Annotated in this window: 29 protein-coding genes; 20 read left to right on the top strand and 9 right to left on the bottom strand. The window is 65.2% G+C overall.

The window, feature by feature from the left end; translation table 11 throughout:
* The first annotated feature begins 45 nt into the window (after positions 1-45).
* The 11 genes from ACGFNJ_RS21685 to ACGFNJ_RS21635 all read left to right on the top strand — a co-directional run bounded on the left by ACGFNJ_RS21685 (position 46) and on the right by ACGFNJ_RS21635 (position 7,348).
* Entirely contained in the window at positions 46-660 is a 615-nt protein-coding gene (locus tag ACGFNJ_RS21685) for a DUF2744 domain-containing protein (RefSeq protein ID WP_393450888.1), read from the top strand.
* Between the two features lie 150 nt (positions 661-810).
* Positions 811-2,049 (top strand): peptidoglycan DD-metalloendopeptidase family protein, encoded by a 1,239-nt coding sequence (locus tag ACGFNJ_RS21680; RefSeq protein WP_393450885.1) that lies wholly within the window; start codon positions 811-813, stop codon positions 2,047-2,049.
* A complete protein-coding gene (locus tag ACGFNJ_RS21675) occupies positions 2,046-2,399 on the top strand; it encodes a hypothetical protein (protein ID WP_393450882.1) in 354 nt (117 codons plus the stop codon). Before ACGFNJ_RS21680 ends, ACGFNJ_RS21675 begins: the two co-directional genes overlap by 4 nt.
* A 69-nt stretch (positions 2,400-2,468) precedes the next feature.
* Positions 2,469-2,684 (top strand): hypothetical protein, encoded by a 216-nt coding sequence (locus ACGFNJ_RS21670; protein WP_393450879.1) that lies wholly within the window; start codon positions 2,469-2,471, stop codon positions 2,682-2,684.
* On the top strand, positions 2,677-3,213 hold the full coding sequence (locus ACGFNJ_RS21665) for a hypothetical protein (protein WP_393450876.1): 537 nt from the start codon (positions 2,677-2,679) through the stop codon (positions 3,211-3,213). The genes ACGFNJ_RS21670 and ACGFNJ_RS21665 overlap by 8 nt, the downstream gene beginning before the upstream one ends.
* Position 3,214: 1 nt before the next feature.
* Positions 3,215-3,745 carry a hypothetical protein gene (locus ACGFNJ_RS21660; protein ID WP_393450873.1) on the top strand — a complete coding sequence of 177 codons (531 nt, stop codon included), beginning with the start codon at positions 3,215-3,217 and terminating at the stop codon, positions 3,743-3,745.
* A 31-nt stretch (positions 3,746-3,776) separates the two neighbouring features.
* Complete coding sequence (locus tag ACGFNJ_RS21655; protein WP_393450870.1) at positions 3,777-4,754, top strand: hypothetical protein; 978 nt, start codon at positions 3,777-3,779, stop codon at positions 4,752-4,754.
* Positions 4,751-5,020: a hypothetical protein gene (locus ACGFNJ_RS21650; protein ID WP_393450867.1), complete on the top strand. Its 270-nt coding sequence runs from the start codon at positions 4,751-4,753 to the stop codon at positions 5,018-5,020. The genes ACGFNJ_RS21655 and ACGFNJ_RS21650 overlap by 4 nt, the downstream gene beginning before the upstream one ends.
* Positions 5,020-5,424 (top strand): hypothetical protein, encoded by a 405-nt coding sequence (locus ACGFNJ_RS21645; RefSeq protein WP_393450864.1) that lies wholly within the window; start codon positions 5,020-5,022, stop codon positions 5,422-5,424. The genes ACGFNJ_RS21650 and ACGFNJ_RS21645 overlap by 1 nt, the downstream gene beginning before the upstream one ends.
* Before the next feature lie 151 nt (positions 5,425-5,575).
* Positions 5,576-5,998 (top strand): hypothetical protein, encoded by a 423-nt coding sequence (locus ACGFNJ_RS21640; RefSeq protein WP_393450861.1) that lies wholly within the window; start codon positions 5,576-5,578, stop codon positions 5,996-5,998.
* A gap of 3 nt (positions 5,999-6,001) precedes the next feature.
* Entirely contained in the window at positions 6,002-7,348 is a 1,347-nt protein-coding gene (locus tag ACGFNJ_RS21635; protein ID WP_393450858.1) for a hypothetical protein, read from the top strand.
* A 2-nt stretch (positions 7,349-7,350) separates the two neighbouring features.
* Here ACGFNJ_RS21635 and ACGFNJ_RS21630 read toward each other — a convergent pair whose 3' ends face one another.
* Positions 7,351-7,905 (bottom strand): hypothetical protein, encoded by a 555-nt coding sequence (locus ACGFNJ_RS21630; RefSeq protein ID WP_393450855.1) that lies wholly within the window; start codon positions 7,903-7,905, stop codon positions 7,351-7,353.
* Positions 7,906-8,036: 131 nt separating this feature from the next.
* Here ACGFNJ_RS21630 and ACGFNJ_RS21625 point away from each other — a divergent pair, with 131 nt between their 5' ends.
* The 5 genes from ACGFNJ_RS21625 to ACGFNJ_RS21605 all read left to right on the top strand — a co-directional run bounded on the left by ACGFNJ_RS21625 (position 8,037) and on the right by ACGFNJ_RS21605 (position 11,847).
* Positions 8,037-8,336: a hypothetical protein gene (locus ACGFNJ_RS21625; protein WP_393450852.1), complete on the top strand. Its 300-nt coding sequence runs from the start codon at positions 8,037-8,039 to the stop codon at positions 8,334-8,336.
* Positions 8,336-8,719, top strand: a complete 384-nt coding sequence (locus ACGFNJ_RS21620) for a hypothetical protein (RefSeq protein WP_393450849.1) — start codon at positions 8,336-8,338, stop codon at positions 8,717-8,719. The genes ACGFNJ_RS21625 and ACGFNJ_RS21620 overlap by 1 nt, the downstream gene beginning before the upstream one ends.
* Positions 8,720-8,722: 3 nt before the next feature.
* Positions 8,723-10,183 (top strand): hypothetical protein, encoded by a 1,461-nt coding sequence (locus ACGFNJ_RS21615; protein ID WP_393450846.1) that lies wholly within the window; start codon positions 8,723-8,725, stop codon positions 10,181-10,183.
* A gap of 12 nt (positions 10,184-10,195) precedes the next feature.
* Positions 10,196-11,176, top strand: a complete 981-nt coding sequence (locus ACGFNJ_RS21610; protein WP_393450843.1) for a hypothetical protein — start codon at positions 10,196-10,198, stop codon at positions 11,174-11,176.
* Positions 11,177-11,394: 218 nt separating this feature from the next.
* Positions 11,395-11,847, top strand: coding sequence for a hypothetical protein (locus tag ACGFNJ_RS21605; RefSeq protein ID WP_393450840.1), 453 nt, complete (start codon positions 11,395-11,397; stop codon positions 11,845-11,847).
* A gap of 152 nt (positions 11,848-11,999) precedes the next feature.
* Here the strand turns inward: ACGFNJ_RS21605 and ACGFNJ_RS21600 are convergent, their stop codons facing one another.
* From ACGFNJ_RS21600 to ACGFNJ_RS21565, 8 genes are all read right to left on the bottom strand, one after another.
* On the bottom strand, positions 12,000-12,341 hold the full coding sequence (locus ACGFNJ_RS21600) for a hypothetical protein (RefSeq protein ID WP_393450837.1): 342 nt from the start codon (positions 12,339-12,341) through the stop codon (positions 12,000-12,002).
* 126 nt (positions 12,342-12,467) lie between these two features.
* Positions 12,468-12,695, bottom strand: coding sequence for a hypothetical protein (locus ACGFNJ_RS21595; protein WP_393450834.1), 228 nt, complete (start codon positions 12,693-12,695; stop codon positions 12,468-12,470).
* Complete coding sequence (locus ACGFNJ_RS21590; RefSeq protein WP_393450831.1) at positions 12,686-12,889, bottom strand: cold-shock protein; 204 nt, start codon at positions 12,887-12,889, stop codon at positions 12,686-12,688. The genes ACGFNJ_RS21595 and ACGFNJ_RS21590 overlap by 10 nt, the downstream gene beginning before the upstream one ends.
* 29 nt (positions 12,890-12,918) lie before the next feature.
* The gene (locus ACGFNJ_RS21585; RefSeq protein ID WP_393450828.1) at positions 12,919-13,176 is read right to left on the bottom strand and encodes a hypothetical protein; all 258 of its coding nucleotides are present in this window, start codon (positions 13,174-13,176) and stop codon (positions 12,919-12,921) included.
* 98 nt (positions 13,177-13,274) lie between these two features.
* The gene (locus ACGFNJ_RS21580) at positions 13,275-13,556 is read right to left on the bottom strand and encodes a hypothetical protein (RefSeq protein WP_393450825.1); all 282 of its coding nucleotides are present in this window, start codon (positions 13,554-13,556) and stop codon (positions 13,275-13,277) included.
* Positions 13,553-13,735, bottom strand: a complete 183-nt coding sequence (locus tag ACGFNJ_RS21575; RefSeq protein ID WP_393450822.1) for a hypothetical protein — start codon at positions 13,733-13,735, stop codon at positions 13,553-13,555. Before ACGFNJ_RS21575 ends, ACGFNJ_RS21580 begins: the two co-directional genes overlap by 4 nt.
* Positions 13,732-13,860, bottom strand: coding sequence for a hypothetical protein (locus ACGFNJ_RS21570; RefSeq protein WP_393450819.1), 129 nt, complete (start codon positions 13,858-13,860; stop codon positions 13,732-13,734). The genes ACGFNJ_RS21575 and ACGFNJ_RS21570 overlap by 4 nt, the downstream gene beginning before the upstream one ends.
* A 236-nt stretch (positions 13,861-14,096) precedes the next feature.
* Positions 14,097-15,473: a helix-turn-helix domain-containing protein gene (locus tag ACGFNJ_RS21565; RefSeq protein WP_393450816.1), complete on the bottom strand. Its 1,377-nt coding sequence runs from the start codon at positions 15,471-15,473 to the stop codon at positions 14,097-14,099.
* Between the two features lie 45 nt (positions 15,474-15,518).
* On the opposite strand from ACGFNJ_RS21565, the gene ACGFNJ_RS21560 reads away from it, so the two are divergent.
* From ACGFNJ_RS21560 to ACGFNJ_RS21545, 4 genes are all read left to right on the top strand, one after another.
* On the top strand, positions 15,519-16,277 hold the full coding sequence (locus ACGFNJ_RS21560) for an exodeoxyribonuclease III (RefSeq protein WP_393450813.1): 759 nt from the start codon (positions 15,519-15,521) through the stop codon (positions 16,275-16,277).
* Between the two features lie 197 nt (positions 16,278-16,474).
* Positions 16,475-17,416, top strand: a complete 942-nt coding sequence (locus ACGFNJ_RS21555) for a hypothetical protein (RefSeq protein ID WP_393450810.1) — start codon at positions 16,475-16,477, stop codon at positions 17,414-17,416.
* 86 nt (positions 17,417-17,502) lie between these two features.
* Positions 17,503-18,009: a ribonuclease domain-containing protein gene (locus ACGFNJ_RS21550; RefSeq protein WP_393450807.1), complete on the top strand. Its 507-nt coding sequence runs from the start codon at positions 17,503-17,505 to the stop codon at positions 18,007-18,009.
* Complete coding sequence (locus ACGFNJ_RS21545; protein WP_393450804.1) at positions 18,009-18,503, top strand: barstar family protein; 495 nt, start codon at positions 18,009-18,011, stop codon at positions 18,501-18,503. The genes ACGFNJ_RS21550 and ACGFNJ_RS21545 overlap by 1 nt, the downstream gene beginning before the upstream one ends.
* Position 18,504: the final 1 nt, after the last annotated feature.

The raw sequence follows: 18,504 nt of genomic DNA, 5'->3' as shown, positions 1-18,504 counted from the left end.
GCTCCCTGGACATTATCCCGAGCACACCGACATAAAGCGGGCCGCATGAGCTCCCAGATCCCCCGCCTCGAGGAATGCGATCCCGACGATCCGGATCAGGCGCTGTTGTGGGCGACGCAATACATCCCAGTCGCAGGTAAATCGCCGATGGTCTTCCCGCGCATGATCGCTGAACTGATCAGCAGGCATTACACCGAGTGCGGAATTGTCCACGCCCCCAGCCTCGCCCGGCTCGCGAACAGCCACGGCTTCATCCATGTCGACGACCTGCCCAAGCAGACCAAGAAGTTCATGCGCCCCTACCGCGGGCAGCAGCATCCGCTCAACGGTGCGGGCGGCTGGGTTGCGATGGATACCGAAGAGGAACCGCCGGTTGTCATCCAAGACCCTGTCGCGATGACCGTGCACGAGCGTGAAGCGCAGGTCGAACGCCTGCGGTACATGGGCTACAAGGTCGACGAACCCGAACCGGAACAGCCCAAGGCGCGGGTTGTCGAACCGGATGACGGATTCGATCCGGGCGAGCACACCGTCGCCGAAGTCGTCGCCTACCTGCGCAACGCGAGTGATCCCGAAAGGGATCGCGTCATCGAGCTGGAACGCGGCGGCCAGCAACGCAACGGGATCTTGAAGCGGTTCCCCGAATCCGGCAGACCGTGACCCATCGGAAAGGCAATCCAATGACCGACCACGCCTGGATCATCCTCGGCGTCATTCTCGAGGGCGTCATCATCGCCCTGCTACTGCTCGGACGCTGGCGGCCGTAATGCTCCTCGGTTCGATCGTGGCGATCATTGTGCCGATAGCGCTGTGACTCGCTACTGGCCGATGAAGTCCGGGCTCCTGCTCACCTCCGGGTTCGGTCCTCGCGATGGCGGAATGCACTACGGCCAGGACATCGGCTGGCCCGGCGGCAGTGCCGGGCTTCCCGTGTACGCGATGCAAGCCGGGACCGTCGACCGAGTCGGACCAGCATCTGGGTTCGGGCAGTGGATCTGCCTGGACCATCCGACCGCCGCGGGCGGCGGTTACACGGTGTACGGCCACATCATCCCCGAGGTCCGCCTGGGCCTGAAGGTCGAAGCGGGCCAGCGGATCGCCCGTATCAACCCCGACACGAGCACCAACGGCGGCGTTACACCGCATCTGCATGTGGAAGTCCATCGCTCCACATGGGCGGAACCGGGGCCCGACCGCCTCGACCCGAGAGTGTGGCTCGCCACCGCGATCTATCCAGGCCAGCCCACCCGAGGAGGTAAGCCCATGGACCTGATGCCCTACCGCGAACAGCTGCACGGACTGTGGAACAACGCTGACAACACCGCGCAGGTGATCGTCCAGCACACCACCGAATCCGAGTCCGGCAACAGCAACGTCATCAACTACCTGGAGAAGACCGGCAACGGCTCCTATCAGACGATGGTCGACAGCGATGGCGAAGAAGTGCGCATGGTCCCCGATGACCGCCAAGCCTGGGGTGCGGGGAGCGCGGGCAACCGGATCGGGCTGCACGTTTGTGCGATGGGCCGCGCAGCATTCTCGCGCGAGCGGTGGTTGTCGGAGACGCGACTGCTCGAACGCACGGCGATGCGTTACGCCGAATGGTCACGGGCGTACGGCATCCCGCTGGTCAAGCTCGGCCCCGCCGAGGTGCGTGCAGGCGAGCGCGGCATCTGCGGGCACGCCGACATTTCAGCGGCGTTCCGCGAGGTGGACCACACCGACCCCGGCGTCAACTTCCCCTACGACGTGGTGATCGAACGCGCGAAACAACTGCTCAACCAGGAGGACGATATGCAACTCTCCGACACCATCACCGACGCCTACGGCAACAAGGTCTCCGTCGGCGACGTCCTGAAATGGGTCAGCTACCACGCAGACCTCACCATCGACCAGCTCGGCGGACCAGGATCCCGCACCAAGATCCCCGCAGTAATGCCCGGCTGGGCACAGCTAGGGGACAAGACATTCGTCGACTCCCTCGCCGACGCCCACAAGAAGATCGACCGAGTGATCGCGCTGCTCGAGGCCAACGGGAAAGCCCAGTGATCACCCAGGTGCGGGGCCTGCTCGGCACGGAACCTGTCCGGTTGATTTTGTGGACGGCATCGGTCGCCGCCATCGGTGCGCTGGTCGCGGCAGGGAAGATCGACACCAGCCTCGCGGGCATCATCACCGCGGTCATCACCGCCGCGTTGGGGTTCGGCACCGCTGAACTGGTGCGGCCGTTGGTGACCCCGTCAGGGAACCTGCCCGAAGCGGTCGCGACCGGTGCGCAGGCGGCTATCGACCATGTGCGCGGCCAAGTCGCGGACACCCTCGGGCCAACGGGCACCGACGCGCTCGCCCAGGTCGAGGCCATGATCCGAGCCTCCGCGCCGCGACGGCACGCGCGATAGATGCCAGCTTGTGCAACTGTCGGGGCTTTATGACTTTCGGCGGCGATCGGGGGTGAAGGGCGGTGGCGGGTGAACGAGGCCCTGATTTTGAGATTGATAGCCGGAATAGCCATCGCCGTTTCTGTGGGTTGGTTTGTGGCGGTGGTCGTGTGGCCATTGTGGCAGCCAGAGTTCCGCCCACCCATTGAAATAACCGCCGTGATGACGACAACCGTCACGGGACTAATTGGGCTGTACCTCAAGGCCAAGAATCCGAAAAACGGTGGTGACGAGGACGATGATTGATTGGAGCTTGCTTATAGGCTGTGTGATCGGCGCAGCCGCCGGACTTCCAGTCGGGTATTTCCTAGGTTTTCGGCGGGTCCGAAAAGAGGGCGGAGCTTCGGTACTTGTGCCGATGATCGACCACCGTCCACTGAAGCAGCGGATCCGTGAGGCCAACTTTCGCCAGGCACTGCACTGGGGTGCCGAGCATTGGCTCGTCGCCCTCATGACATGCATGGTGCTGATCGGACTCGTGCAGATCACGACCGTGTCCTACCGGTATCGAACCTGCAACGATGTCCTGTGGGACACGATCATCGAACGCTCCGAGATCGCAGGCGATACCGAGCAGGCGCGTCAGGAGAACGATCGCGCTACCTACGACTGGGCGAAATCATGGCTGGCGTTGTCGGAGGATCCGGCTGCAGCTGGCAATAGGGATCAGGCGATCGTCTCGCTGCGTCAGTTCGTGGACACCTACGACGACAACGTGGCCCGCCAGGAAGCCAACGCAAAGCTACGAGCGAACAAACCATTTCAGCGGTGCTGAGGTGACGGCGAGGACCGGCGACCCTTCATGCCCTGAATGCGCCAAGCTGCTCATTCGCGTAGAGGAGATGGACCGGCGGTTCAACCTGTCGATCGACGCTTTGACCGCGCGAGTCTTCCAGCAGTTCAACAGCGACCATACGGCACTACAGGCCGCGTTGATGAGCCAGGAAAAAGCCGTGGCGGCCGCACTGCAGGCGGCGAAAGAGGCGGTCGACAAAGCCGAAACCGCTGCGTCCAAGCGTTTCGACAGCACCAACGAATTCAGGCTTCAGCTGTCCGACCAGCAAGCGACATTCGTTCGTCAGGATGTCGCCGACGCCCGGTTCGCCGCCGCCGCACGGCAGTCCGATACCCAAGCTCAGCAAATAAGCGCGCTCCAGCTGTCGGTAGCGACCGGAGTCGGACGCGACACCGGCACCACCGATACCCGCGACGACGCACGCGCGGCCCTCAATGCGCGCTACGTGCTGGCAAGCGTTGTCATCGCCAGCCTCGGCCTCGTGCTGACCGTGTTCCTCGGGACTCGATGACTCCATCAATCAACTGACGGGGAGGTGAGACATGACCACACCCGGTGGGTCTGCTCCCGGCACCGCGTTCGTCCTGGGCAGCCAGTTCGGCCAGGACATCACCGAATCCTCTGCGCGGGCGGTGATGAAAGCGGGCTCTGTCGGCTCGAGCGGCTCCTACGCCAACGTGCAAGGAGCGGTGAACACGCAGGTCAAAACGCCGATCGTGCGCACCCAAGCGGTCGTCGTCACCACGGGAATCATCGGCGGGCAGACGGTAACCCGATACCTGTACCTGTCCGGAGGCACCTGGACCAAACCCACACCACCCTCCGGTAAGCGGATATCGCGTGTTGCGGCATGCGCCATCTGCGGCGGCAACGGCGGCAACGGGCCGCCGGGAGCCTCCTCCGACGGGGCGGAAGGCGGCGAAGGTGGCGGCTATCTGTACAAGGAGTTCGTCGACTCCGCCGTCCCTGCCAGTGTCACCATCACTGTTGGTGCGGGCGGTGTGGGTGGCGGTGTCGCGGGGTTCGGAGCCGTCGGCGGTACATCCTCGTTCGGGACGTTGGTCGTGGGTGTTCCTGCAACCTCCAACGTGCAGACCTCCCAGGGTGCGTTGGGTGCTACCTGCGCGCCGGGCCGCGGCGGTCGCGGCGGTGGTGGTGGCGCTGGCGGGGATTACAACTACGAGAGCCCAGGCCTTCGCGGACAGTCCAGCGCGCTCGGCGTGGGAGGCGCTGGCGGGCTCGCCGAGGCATCAGGGTCGCCCGCAGGAGTGACAGCGACCGATCCGCACATCTTCTCCGGTGGCGCTGGTGGCGGTGGCGGTGGCGGGTGTGACGCGGGCTCCGGCGCCCTGATCTTCCTCCGGCCCGGTGGTGGCGGCGCGGGAGCCGCGCCCGGTGGTGGCGGCGGTGGCGCGGGCGGCGGAAATCGAGGCGGCGGCGCCGCATGGCTGCCCGGCGGCGCAGGCGCTAATGGCGGGGTTTGCGTGTGGGTCTACTACGAGGACATCACGACAACATGAACGCGAAACTTGTTTACCCGCACCATGATTACTGGGTCGGCGACGCACGCATCTACGAACTCGATCCCCCGTATCAGGGGCATTCGTATGTCGCGATCACAGTGCACCCGGTCAGTGATGGCCAGTGGCAGAACGCGGGCGTCGAGGTTGTCGGCTGCAACGCCGACGGCCACATCCCCGGCGATTACGTCGTCTCCTGCTGGTCCAGCTACGTCGTCATGAGCCACGGCGAGGTCCTCGCCCAACTCGGATATTCGGAGGCCTAATGACGGTGATCAGCGAACCAATCGAGAACATCGCGGGCGCCGACGATACGACCGCGTTCCTGTTCGGTACCCGCCTGCGTGAAAGCGCCGACGGCACAGGATTCATCACCGACCGCTGGCAGCGCTACACCGCGGTGAATGGTGTCCTGACCACTGGAAATCTCGACCCCGGCCTGGCGCTGGTGCGGATCGGCGCCGAGATGCGGACGGTGGAAATCCCCAACTCGGGTACGGCCGTCCGCCTGTGGCCTATCTGGGATGCGGGTGGCGTACCGACCGGAGACACAACCAGTTTCGTGGTTAACGGCGGCGGGATCCGGCGGATCGAGGCTCTTACCCAGTCCGAGTACACAGCCCTCAGCGCTCCTGATCCCGCGACGTTCTACGTCATTTTCTCGGGATAGTGACCTGCCGCTCTGGGTCGAAATTCCGTGGAAACCGTATTCGAGATCTGTTGTGCGTGAAGCGTAATCCGCTTCTCGGGCTAGCAAATGATGACGTCGACCGGCTGATGGCTGCTGTCGCCTATCTAAGGAAGTGGTCCTAATCGCTCACGTGGCCAAGTTCTACACCAAGTTCTTTTTGTCCGTCTTGAATAAAGAAGTCGACCTGGACACCGACACCCTCAAGGTCATGCTGTGCACCTCGAGTTACACACCGAGCCAGCATGTCCACCGCTACAAGAGCGATGTGACCAACGAGATCACGGGCACCGGCTACACCGCTGGCGGTGTGGCGCTGGCGTCGGTGACGGTCGGAAACTCGTCGGGCACGATCACGTTCGATGCTGCGGACAGCCAGTGGACGAGCGCGACATTCACCGCACGTAACGCCGTCATCTACGACTCCAGCCCCGCCTCGGATTCCACGAGGCCGCTGGTCGGGTACATCACCTTCGACGCCGATATCCCTGTCACCGCCTCCACATTCACGATCACCTGGGATTCGTCCGGCATCGCCACGGTCTCCGTCTCCTAGCTGATGTCGCTGTTCCTGAACGGCGAGGCACCCACCGCGCTGTACGTCGGCACCGAGCAAGTGGTGCAGGCGTACCTCGGCACCCACCTCGTCTACGACGGCACGCGGGCCGCCGTCGTTTTCGCGCCGAGGATGACTGCGACCGTGGCCGCGCGTGTGCCTGTGCCTCACGCGGGCCAGACGGTGGCGGTGCCGCCGATGCTGGCGACCGCAGATGTCGGCCTGCCGACCGTGACAGCGTCGGCGGTCGTCGCGGCGCCGGCGATGACAGCCAGCGCGTCGGCGATAGCTGGAGTCGTGTCGGTGCCGGTGACGGTGGAGGTTCCTCCGATGACCTCCAGTGCACTGTTGGGCGCCGATGTGGATGCGGGTGCGCTCGAGCCCGGCCACGTGGTGTCGCCACGACTGGAAGCGACTGCGTCCATGCCTGTCCCGGTGGTGAACGCGGGTGTCACAGTGACGGTTCCGGCGATGACCGCGACCGTCGATGCGGTCCTGGCCGCGATCGGCGCCGCGGCGGCCATCGTCCCTTCGGGACCGCAGGCGGCGACCGCTGCCGCGGCTGTTCCGGTCGTTCACGCGGGCGCCAATGTGGTTGCACCCGCGGCGACTGCTACCGCTACCGGTCGTGTACCGGTAGTCAGCGCATCCGCCAACCCCACCGTTCCAGCGATGACCGCCACCGCGACCGCGCTCGTGCCTGTTGTCCCGCCCGTGTCGGTCGTGGCTGCAGCATCTGCAGGCGGGCCCACCCCGGTGGTGTGCAACAAACCCACGGGGACAGCCAGCGGCGATGTAATGATCGCGATCCACTTCACCGACAACGACACACTCTCGGCGATGACCGCCCCGGCAGGGTGGACGTTGCTCACCTCGCTGGATCGGGGCTCCAGCCTCGAACACATCAAGATCTGGACCAAGACCGCGGGCGGCTCGGAGGCCTCTACCTACAGCTGGGCGCAGGGCCCCAGCGGCACAACCGACGGCTGTGTCACCATCATCACCCTGCGCGATGCGGACCCGTCGACAGCGAACTGGCTGTATGCGACACCGGTGTGGGCGGCCAACTCGGCGACACGGGTTGCTCCCACCGTGGTGGGCGCACCCGCAGGGTCCGTGCTGATCTGCACCGCGAACGTGGACATGAACAACACGTCCGCCACGATGACGCACCCAAGCGGGATGACGGAACTGTCCGACGTCCAATCCAGGACGTGGGCGGTTCAGGGTGTGGCCAGCCTGCTACTCCCGCCCAACCCCACCGGCACCAAAACATTCACGGTGTCCAGCTCGACCTTCAATGCGTCCAAGGGCGGCATCGAATGGTCCGTCGTTGTGCCCGCCGGCTGAGCTCAGGGCAGCGTGACCGTCGCGGACTTGGGTGCGACTGTCACGAACTTGATGTCGGACACTGTCGATCCCGCTTCGGCGACGATCGGCGTGTAGACGATCGCGGTCGGGTTGGGCTGCTGCATTTCGGCGACCACCCACCCCGCAGTCTTGCTGGCAGGCTGCGATTTCGAGATCTCCGGATAGCGGGATCGGCACTCGAACTTCACCACGGCAGGCGTCACCGCCTGTTGAAACCCGCTGTGGTCGACGACTTTCCAGGTCGTGTAGTCCGGGCGCGGGAGAAACAGCTCGCCCGGATTGTCGATCTCCACCCGTAGTCCGATGCCATGCCCTGCAGGGTCGGCCAAACATTCAGCCGGCATCGCCGCGGTCTCGAGTATCCGGATCGTGCCGATCGGCACTTTGGTGTCGGCACGCGCGAATACCAGCGGTTCACCAACTTTGGCGACGGTACTGGTTGCGGGTGGTGAACCGACGGTCGTGACCGCATCACTGCCGCAGCCCGACAGGACCAAACCGCATGCGGCGACCGCCGCGACGCTGAGCGTTTTCATTCGAATTTCCCCTTGTAGACGTGGCGCGACGGTACCCCGTCCCGGTGCGCACGCATCCATGAACGCGAAACCTGCCGGGAGGTCTTATGTCGACGCCCCTATTCAAACCGCCTCCTGTCTATGCCCTGCCGGTGAGCAAAGGTGGCGACCTGCTTGTCGATTTCCGCAACAAGGTTCCCGGCTCGAGCCCCGCCACATATACGGACTATCCGAGCGGTGTGGCGGTGCTGCTCATCATCGATACCGATGTTCCGATCTCGGCCACCGCAACGATCGCCACCAATCACGCAGTGGTGCGTGTGGAATCCGAGGTGGCCGACGCCATCCCGCAGGGAAAGTTGTGGCGCTGCATCTACCGAGTGCCTGGGACGCCGACCACCGAGGTGGTCCTCGCCAACGGCAAGACCGAACGTCATGACGGGAAGTCTTGATGTCGGCGCCGATCACCCTTGATATCGAGGTCAGCTCACCGGCGGCCGTCGAACTCGAAATTGAAACTCCCGCAGTCGAAGTCACTCCCGATCCTGACGGTGCGCAAGTCATTGTCGTCGCCACACCTGGCCCGCAGGGGCCAGCGGGACCGTCCGGCGCGGGCACTGGCGTTTTCAACGAGACGCCGAGCGGGACGCAGAACGGCATCAACGCCGTCTTCACTCTTGCCAACGAACCGCAGGCCGGTTCAACCACTGTGTACCGCAACGGATTACGCGAAGTCCTCGGCACTGGATACACCGTGACCGGCTCGGCCATCACCTTCACTACGCCGCCCTTGTTGAGCGACGTCCTCACCGTCGATTACCTCTTGGAAGGCTGAGAAATGGCACAGACCCAGATCAATGGCGCCACCCAGATCAAGGACGCCACTATCGGCGACGCCCAGATTGCTTCGGGCGCGGCCATTGCCGATACCAAGCTGGCAGCGAGTTACATCAAAGCGGATGGCACGCGGGCGTTCACCGGCGATCAGTCGATGGGCTCCCACAAGCTGACCAGCCTGACCGCCGGTACCGCGGGCGACCATGCCGTCAACCTGAATCAGCTGCAGGCCGCCATACGAGACCAGGACGGCAAGCCGTCAGTGCAATGGTCCTCGACGGGATCGGAGACCTACACGATCTCCGCAGGCTCAGTCACGCAAATCAGCGGCACCAGCTTCGGTGGTGGCTCTCCGGCGGTCAATGACCGGCTGCTGATCAAGAACGCGCCAGCCGCCAGTGGTGCCGGTTCCGCCGACAGCGGCACCACCGGCACTAGCCAGCCAGCCAACGGCTTTTATGTCGTCAGCAATGCCACAACCAACCTGACAGTGGCGCGAGCCCTCGACGGCGACGGAGACTCTGAGGTCACCACCGGTGCGACGGTGTGGGTGGACGGCGGAACCCTCGAAGACACCCAGTGGACGCTGATCACCAACCCTGCGATCACCGTCGGTACGACAGCGTTGCAGTTCACCAAGACCGGCGGCGCGAGCCTCGCAGCTGACGGTACGTCGCTCACGCAATCGGGCAACACCATCACACGTGCTGCGCTGACCGGTGACGTGACAGCTTCGGCGGGCAGCAACTCCACCACCATCGCCAACGGCGCCGTGAGCTTGGCGAAGATGGCGAATCTTGCTACCGGCAAGGTGATCGGCAACCTCTCGGGGAGTACGGCGGCGCCGATCGCGGTCGACGCGGTGGCGACCGCGACGGCCAGCACGGTCGTCGCGCGAGATTCGAACGCCAATCTCAAGAACAACTCGACCGCCTCGGGCGTAGCCACCACCGCGACCGCTGCTGGTACGACCACACTTACGGTCGCGTCGGCGCAGTTCCAGCAGTTCACCGGCACGACCACGCAGACCGTGGTGTTGCCGGATGCCACCACGCTGGTCACCGGGCAGAGCTTCATCATCAGCAACCAGTCGTCTGGCGCTCTGCAGGTCAACGCCAACGGAGGCGGCGGCGTCCGGACTGTGGCAGCCCTGACGACCGCGGTGATCACGTTGATCGCGGCGGGCAACGCGGCAGGCACATGGGATCCCGGTACCACCGCGTCGGCGACTGGGCTGGCGTCCTCGAACTTCGTCACCCGCGAAACGCCGTCCGGGACCGTGAACGGCTCGAACGCCGTATTCACCTTGGCGAACACCCCGACTTCCGGAACGGAAGAGGTGTACCTCAACGGCTTGCTCCAGGAACCGTCCGGTCAGGACTACTCCATATCGAGCGCAACGATCACCTTCGTCGCCGCGCCGGTGTCAGGCGACCGCATCAGGTGTTCCTACCAGAAGTAAGGGGCACGGCAGATGGCACGTACAGCGGTTCGCGGGCTGCAAATCGCCGACGGCGCGAACGGTGTAGACCTCGCTGTCGATACGACCGGCGTTCTGCCGATCGCCAATGGCGGCACCGGCGCGAACGATGCCGCCGGAGCACGGACAGGCATAGGCCTTGCGGCGATGGCGACCGCAGCGACGGCGTCCACGATCGCGCAACGCGACGCGAACGCCAACGTGTCCGTTGTCAACCTGATCGAGGGTTACACCACCACCGCCACCGCGGCGGGCACGACCACGTTGACGGTGGCCAGCACCTACCTGCAGTTCTTCACCGGCTCGACCACTCAAACGGTGACGCTACCGGTGGTGAGCACCCTGGTGCTGGGGCAGCAGTGGCTGATCACCAATCTGTCCAGCGGCAACGTCACCGTGCAATCCTCGGGCGCCAACACTGTGGTCGTCCTGGCGGGCGGCACGTCAGCAGTGCTGACATGCATCCTCACCACGGGAACATCGGCCGCCAGCTGGCAGGCAGCCTATTTCGCTGACGCTGTCACCAGCGGCAAGAAACTCAGCGTCTCCAACACACTGACTTTGGCCGGGACCGACGCCACAACGATCACGTTCCAGGGCACAGACACCTACGTCGGGCGCGCCACCACCGACACGATGTCGAACAAGCGGATCACCCGTCGCGCTACGACCACGGCGGGGCCGGGCGCAACGCCGACGATCAACACGGACACGACGGACTACGCGGAGTTCACCGCGCTTGCTGCGGCGATCACCTCGATGACCACCAATCTGTCCGGTACCCCGGTCCGTGGCGACAGCCTGTGGATATCACTGACCGATAACGGCACGGCGAGGGCGATCACCTGGGGCGCCAGCTTCGAGGCGTCGGGCACGATCGCGCTACCCACCACCACTGTTATCAGCACCAGGCTCGATGTGGCGTTCACCTGGAACGTGGCCACATCCAAGTGGCGGGTAGTGGGCGTGGCCTAGTGGCGCTCCCAACGTTCGGTGCGGCAGGCACCAGCTCAGGTGGTGGCTCGGGTACGACCTGCAACATCCCTGTCCCGTCGGGGGTTGTCGCGGGCTCGCTGATCCTCGCGTTCCTCTACATCGAAACGACGCAGGCAGTCACCCCACCGTCAGGAGCGGGTACGTGGACCGAGGCACCCGATAGTCCTGTAGTCGTGACAGGCAGTCACGCCCACGATATGAGGGTCTACTGGAAGCGCGCCACCGGTGCCGACTCAGGCAACTATGCGTTCGTCATCGCCGCTGGTCTGGCCTGGCGTATGGGTGTCGCTATCCGATTCGCTGGCTGCATCACCGCCGGAAACCCGTTCGATGTCACCAACTCGGCGATCAAAACCACCACGACCACCGGGGCTACCCCGGCAGTGAGTGACACCACGACAGGATCTGATCGGCTGTGGGTTTGGTCGGGCTCGTACTTCAATGGTGACGCGACCTGCACCCAGCCGAGCGGTTTCACCGAGCGCGTAGACATCTCCGGTGGTGTAGCACTGGACGTGGCAACCAAGGACCAGGCCACGGCGGGTGCGTCGGGGTCGCTGACCGGCACGTTCAGCGGTAACGGCGGGACGGGCGCCTGGCTGGGCGCGCTGCTTCCGCCTCCGACCGGCGGATTCTTCGGCCTGATGTAACACCAGCCGGGCGAGGTGCTCGGCCCCCGCCCAATACTCCCAATACTCCCGGGCTAATTCTCCCGCAGCATTTAGCAGTCGACGCACCAACGCCCCATCCCGCACCGCCGATTGGCTGGTGCGGGATGGGGCGTTTTGTGCGTGGACCACTGTTAGGCGGGGATCTGCGCGCCGATGGCGCTGCCCGCTCCCGCGCCGACCGTGGCGCCGATGACACCACCGGCGGCCCCGCCTGCGATGACCCCGACGATGGCGGTGATCGGGCATGCGGGCAGCACGACAACACAGGCGAACGTCCCGCCAGCGACCGCGCCGACACCGATGCCGACGATGGTGCCGACGACTGCCCCGGCCTGTCCGCCGGGAATGGCCTGGGTCTGGCCTGCCGCGACAGGGGCGATAGGTGCCGGTTCTGTGGCGGCCGAGGCGATACCCGCACCAGCGGTGAGCGTCACTGCGGTGATGGCGGTAGCGGCGAAGAGTTTGCGAATCATGGTGATCTTCCTGGGTTTTCGAGGATTAGACGTACGACTGTGCCCGAGTTCTGGTGCGGGCGGGGATGTTTCTGGGGTGTTCGGTCCGCCGTGTCCGTCGTTCGGCGGACACGGGGACCTGAGTGTTCAGGGGCGTTGCTCGCGCCGCAGCATCGCGTAGGCGTAGATACCGGCCGCGGTCGCGGCGATGTCGATGACTGCCAGCGCGGTCACGGCGAACGTCTTGCTGCCCTCAACAACTGCGAAGGTTTCGGTCGCGATCATCACGATTACGCCGAGGACGGTCAGTGAGAGGATCGCGGCGGCTTGGGTGCACCTGCGCCATATGTCGGCCGTAGTGAGGCTCACAGGCATCGCACGTCCTGCGCTTGCGGGCCTTTCTGGCCCTGGCCGATCTCGAACTCGACCTTCTGGCCCTCGTCGAGGGACCTGAACCCGGTACCGCCGATCGCCGAGTAATGCACGAAGACGTCAGGGCCGCCTCCGTCCACGGCGATAAAGCCGAAACCCTTCTCGCCGTTGAACCACTTCACAGTGCCTTGTGCCATATTCTTTCCTTCATTTTCTGTGGATCCCCTTACTTCAGGGGACGGTTGTGGGCGCGTTCGGCGAGCAGGCGCGTGGCCTCACGCAGCCGCTCAGCGAGATACGCGTCATCCGGTGCCTCCGCCGGAAGCGAGGGGACGTACTCAGCCCCGATCGCATCCTCAGCCCGGCGCCGAGGCAGGCATGCCCCGCCGCAGTTGAGGTGTCTGCTCATGGCGAGGATCGCCGCGGCGGCAGTGAGCGGCCCCGGTTCGACCAGGCAGTCCGGTAACCGTGCGTCGTCTGTCACGTAATCCTTCGCTTCCTGGTGGGGACGTTGGGGCGGTCGGCACCCGAGGCACCCTCCAGGGTGCCGACCGCCGGGGGAGGCGAGTGCAGGGCTCAGCCTCACCGTCCGGGAGGAGGGCCCTCTCCCGGAGTTTCGATGTCAGCGACAGACTCGGGCTCGATGTCGATCGCAGCGGCAGGCAGTGCGGGACGGGTCACGTTCTGGAGCATCGACATGTCCAGGGCGACGGGGTCACTGGGCCAGCCGTCGTCATCGACGACGGACCATGTTCCGTCGTCGTACTGCAACAGCGGTGGATGCCCGTCGTCACCAGTGGTCGCCTCCAGCCGGTCCAGCCAGCTGGTGACCGGATCGTCGAAGTCTCCGACATCGGTGTTCACCACTCGTCGCCCTCGCTGGCGTAGGCGGCAGCCGCAAGGTACTGCAGGCAAGCAGGTCCGTGTCCGGCGTGAGTGCTGAGGACGTAGTGGGCCTCGTCGAGGCTGCCGGGTGCGGACTCGTCGCGGCAATGCAGGTGCTGGACTCGCCACCGCTCACGCTTGAATACGGTGGCGTTCACCGCTGAGTCCGTGCGTTGCGGCTGGCGGGTTCGTCGCGAACCAGTGCGGCGCGGAAGCAGATCACCGCGAGGGTGAGGACTGCTCCAGCGAGGACTAGTGCGACAACGATCTGATAGGCGGGCATTGGGCGATACCCCTGTGTAGGTGTTGTTGGAGAGCACCCGGCGCCGAGGGTTTCGCCTACCGGTCCGGCCCCTACCGGCGAGGTCGGGGCAGACAAGTCCGGTAGTGCTTCGGGGGAGGGTCTACTCGCCCCGACGCTGGGTGCTGAGACCAGAGTCACACCATGCGGTCTCAAAAAAAATGACAGTTCCGGGTCGTGTCAACCGGAACTGTCATTCGTGGGATGATTCCTGCGGGTCAATACTCCAGACGAATCTGGTCGGCCAATTCCCGCATTTCCGCCGTCAACGTCCTACGCTTTGCGATAATCTTGCCGAGAATGTCGCGCGCATACCGTTGCTGCACAAGCCATTCCGGCGCGAAGTCTCGCAGCTCCTGAAGCGTGCCCATAGCCTCGGGATACTGCCGCAACTGCGCATGGGCGTGCGCCACATCCAATCGATGCCGCAAACGCCCTGCCGCCGACGGCGCGAACACCAACTTCGGTGCAGCCTCCGCGATCGCCAACGCACGCGCCGGATCGTCCGCGATCACGTGACATTCACCCGTGATCTGCGCGACCGTGACCGGCCCGAACGTGCGGTTCGGGTTCGGGTCATACAGCATCTCGTGCCCGATCCTGTCGCCCGCCGCCTTCGCCAACGACAACGCATCCGCAGTCTCCCCGGGTGAGTTGTCGCGCACTGCCGCATTCGCCACGTACAGCCAGAGCCTGCCCCACAGGGCGAGCTGCGCGGCCGTCGCACGCGAGAACCTCGGCTCGATATCGTCGGCCCATTTCACCGCCAAGTCGCGGGCCTCGGTCAGTTGCCCTTGCCTCAGGTGAGCCCACACCAGCACATTGACCGCAGCGACCGCTGACCCACGATCGACGGAGGCGTCGATCGCCCGGTTCAACGTCGTTGCCGCGGCTTCGAACTGCCGATTCTGGGTGAGCATCCATCCGGTGGTGGTCAGCACCCGCGCGCGGACGCTTCGCCCTTGCTGTCCTTCGAGAGTGTCGGCGTCGCGTAGCAGCGCTGGGAGCATCGCCGAGATCTCCCGGTATCGGTGCTGATCGATCAGGGGGCGCATTTCGTCGAAGGCTGTACGCACCCCGTCGCTGGTGGCGGGTTCTTCAGGCACGTCGTCGGGCACGTCTTGCCCGAGCAGCGCGCGCCGGACAGGTGCCCACAGGTCGCTGGTGTCGGGGTCGGCCTGCTCGGCATCGTTGCCGATCTGCAGGTCGCTGGTGTTCATCCTCATCGCGATCGCGAGGGCACGAAGCGTTTCGAGCCGCGGCGTGTAGTCGCCTTGCTCGATTTTCGTGATCTGCGACAGCGAAACTCCGGATGCTGTCGCCAGTTCGTGCTGTTTGAGGCCCACCCGTTTTCGGGCATTCTTCAATCGTTCTCCATGGTCCACACTCATATCTCCCACGCTACGACCGATCCCCGCCGGGCGCATAGCTTCGTTGTAGGATCGATGTGCGTCCACACTCATATGGCCGCCGTGAAGCCGCCCCGGATCACCGGGGCGGCTTCTTTGCGTTCGGGGTCCATGAGAGTGGGTCGCGAAGGCTGGGCGTGCCCGACGGGATACCTTGAGTGGGTGACGCTCCTCCAGGAACATCATTTCCCCAGGTCAGAGGCCAACCCCTCCTTTCGATCCGTATCTAGTGTGAACGTAAACGGCGTCCGCGCGGCTGCGGGTAAAGGCATGCTTGCCTGGCTGGCCGCCACCGAGGCCGACATCGTGTGTGTCCAGGAGACCAGGGCCACCGAGGAGCAGGTCGCGGCGGCGCTGGCGCCCGCGCTCGCCGACGGCTGGTGGCTGGCGCAGGCCGAGCCGGAGTCCAAGGGCAGGGCCGGTGTCGCGATCCTGTCGCGGCGCGAACCGAGCGCGGTCCGAATCGGCTTCGGCAGCAGCGAGTTCGGCGCGTCGGGCCGCTACCTCGAGGCCGACTTCGGCGAACTCACCGTGGCCAGCGTGTACGTGCACTCCGGCGACGCAGGGACACCGCGACAGGACGAAAAGTACCGGTTCATGGCCGAACTCGGCGCCTACCTCACCGCACGCACCGGCGATTTCGTGGTGAGCGGCGACTGGAACATCGCGCATACGGAACGGGATCTGAAGAACTGGAAGGGCAATCTGAAGTCGGCGGGGTTCCTGCCGGACGAGCGCGCCTGGATTGATCAGCTGCTCGCCGCCGGTTATGTGGATGTGGTGCGTGCACTGCATCCCGGCGTCGACGGCCCGTACAGCTGGTGGTCCTATCGCGGTCGCGCTTTCGACAACGACACCGGCTGGCGGATCGACTATCAGCTGGCCCGTGGCGATCTCGCCGCTCGCGCGAAGCAGGCCGTTGTGGAGCGTGCCGCCGCCTACGACCAGCGCTGGTCCGACCACGCGCCGGTGACGGTGCAGTACCGGTGAAACTCGCCGAGCCGAACGCGCTTCGGCAGCAGGGCGGCCGTCCCGCGGTAGCCGTTTCCCGTGCGAAAACTCTTCAACCCGAATGATTTTCGGGTGATCTAGTGGTGGTCGAACTAGCCTAGAGAGGCTTCGGGCGCACAAGGGCGTCGCCGACTTCTCCGTTCCACCACACAGAGCAGAAGGCCGCGGTGAGTCCCATGACATCTCCGGTTTCCCGTCATCATTCCGATACTCGACTCTGGGCCTCCGGTGCCGCTCTCGGCGGCGCCTGGGTCGAGCAAGCACCCGTTCCCGGGGCTACGTCGCCCGATGCCGCGGCGCTGGCGGTGTTCCAGCGCGGGCTGTACATGGCTTGGCGGGCGGAGGACAGTACCGACAGCATCTGGCTGGCCAGCACCAGCGACGGGAACAGCTGGGCCTCGCCGTGGAATCTGCCGTATGTCGGCACGTCCGAGCGGCCCGCGCTGTCGGCGGTGGAGCATGCGGGCAGCGAGTCGCTGTTCGTGGCGTGGAAGGGGGCGGGGCGCGATCAGAGTATCTACTGGTCCACCTCGTCCGACGGCCACAAATGGGAGGACCAGCAGATCTTGGGCGGCGCGGAATCCGCTCGCGCGCCGAGCCTGGTCGTGTTTCGCGGTCTGCTGCATGCTTTCTGGCGCGGCAGCGAGCATTTGATCACCTCCAATCAGAACCTCTACGCGTCAGTGCGTGGTGAGACTGGTTGGGGCGCGCCCATGGGACTGCCGGGGATGGGCTCTGCGGAGAGTCCTGCGGTCGCGGTGCTCGGCGACACGCTGTATCTCGCCCATCGTGGCACGAAGGCCACCCTGGACAACGACAAGTTCATTCGACTGTGGAGTTCCGGAAACGGGATCTCCTGGACCTCGCGCGCCAATCCGCCCGACGCCTACTCCGATCTCGCGCCCGGACTGGCCGCGCACGACGGCCGACTGCACCTGGCCTGGAAATCGGCCAGTGGCCCCGAGATCTGGTACTCGTCGTTCGACGGCGAACAGACCTGGCAGCCGCCGACGCGAGTCGCGACCTTCGAAACCGGCTGCGGTCCAGCGCTCTGCGCTTTCCGGCCCGAGCGCGGCACGAACGAACTCCATCTGGCCTGGCGCGGCTCGACACTGTGAGCGATTGTCCGCCCATGCTCGAGGTGCGGAGCGAGTGACGTAGATTCGTCAGTCATGACGGAAAGCCTGGTCACGGTGCGGTACCGGTGAACGTGTCGCCCAAGACGATCCGCGCACTGGCCGCGGTCGGCGTGGTGGTGCTCGCGCTGATCGTCGTCGCGGTCCTCGCGGTGCGCGGTGGCGACGACCCGGCCGCCACCACCGCGCGCGTTCCTGGCTCCTCGGTCCCGGCCGCGACCGTCGCGGCCCCCACCGGCACGGCCACGCCGCAACGACCGCCGCAGCCCGATCCGGCGAGCACCCGGGTAGCGGGCGTTCCCGACCGTGCCTATGCGACCCTGCTCGAGATCGATGCGGGGCGCTGGCCCGATGCGGCGAACGCACCAGGCACCAAGGGTGGTGACCGCTGGATGAATCGTGATCGAACGTTGCCTGCCACCGATGCCGCGGGCAAGCCCGTCAGCTACCAAGAGTGGGACGTGAATCCCAAGCAGCGTGGCCGATCCCGGGATGCCGAGCGCATCGTCACCGGCAGCGACCGCTCGGCTTGGTACACCGGTGACCACTACAAGACCTTCACGAGGATGCGCTGATGTCGGAAACTCTTTCGTTGTCGCAGTTCCTTGCCCGCCCCGATACCGCGACCGCGCAGTCCGGCGTTGCGCACACGGTCTCGGCCGCGGTGCTCGGCGCGGCCGCGGTCGATGCCGCCGAGTTGAGTGGGGTGCGCTACCGCGCGCCGTCGGGGTATGTGGTGCGCGAATTGCGCGGGGCGAAGATGCGGACGGTCGCGCGACTGTTCGACGAGTTCGCCGCCGCGCTGCAATTCCCGTACTACTTCGGCGACAACAAGGATTCCTTCGACGAATGCCTGCGCGATCTGGACGATTTCGTCGGTGATGCGACGGGATACGTTGTGGTGATCCGTGATTCGGTGCATCTGCTGGCAGAGGCGCCCACGGAACGGACCTGGTTCGGCGAGGCGATCCGTGACTGTGCCGACTACTGGTCAGGCAAGGGGATTCCGTTCCGTGTTGTCCTGCACGGCGAAGCGACAGGGCTGCAGGACGTTTCGCTGGATCTTTAGC

Source organism: Nocardia sp. NPDC049149 (assembly GCF_043197455.1).
Lineage (GTDB): Bacteria > Actinomycetota > Actinomycetes > Mycobacteriales > Mycobacteriaceae > Nocardia.
The sequence above is the reverse complement of the archived record's forward strand: the minus strand, read 5'-3'. Positions and strand labels throughout refer to the sequence as shown.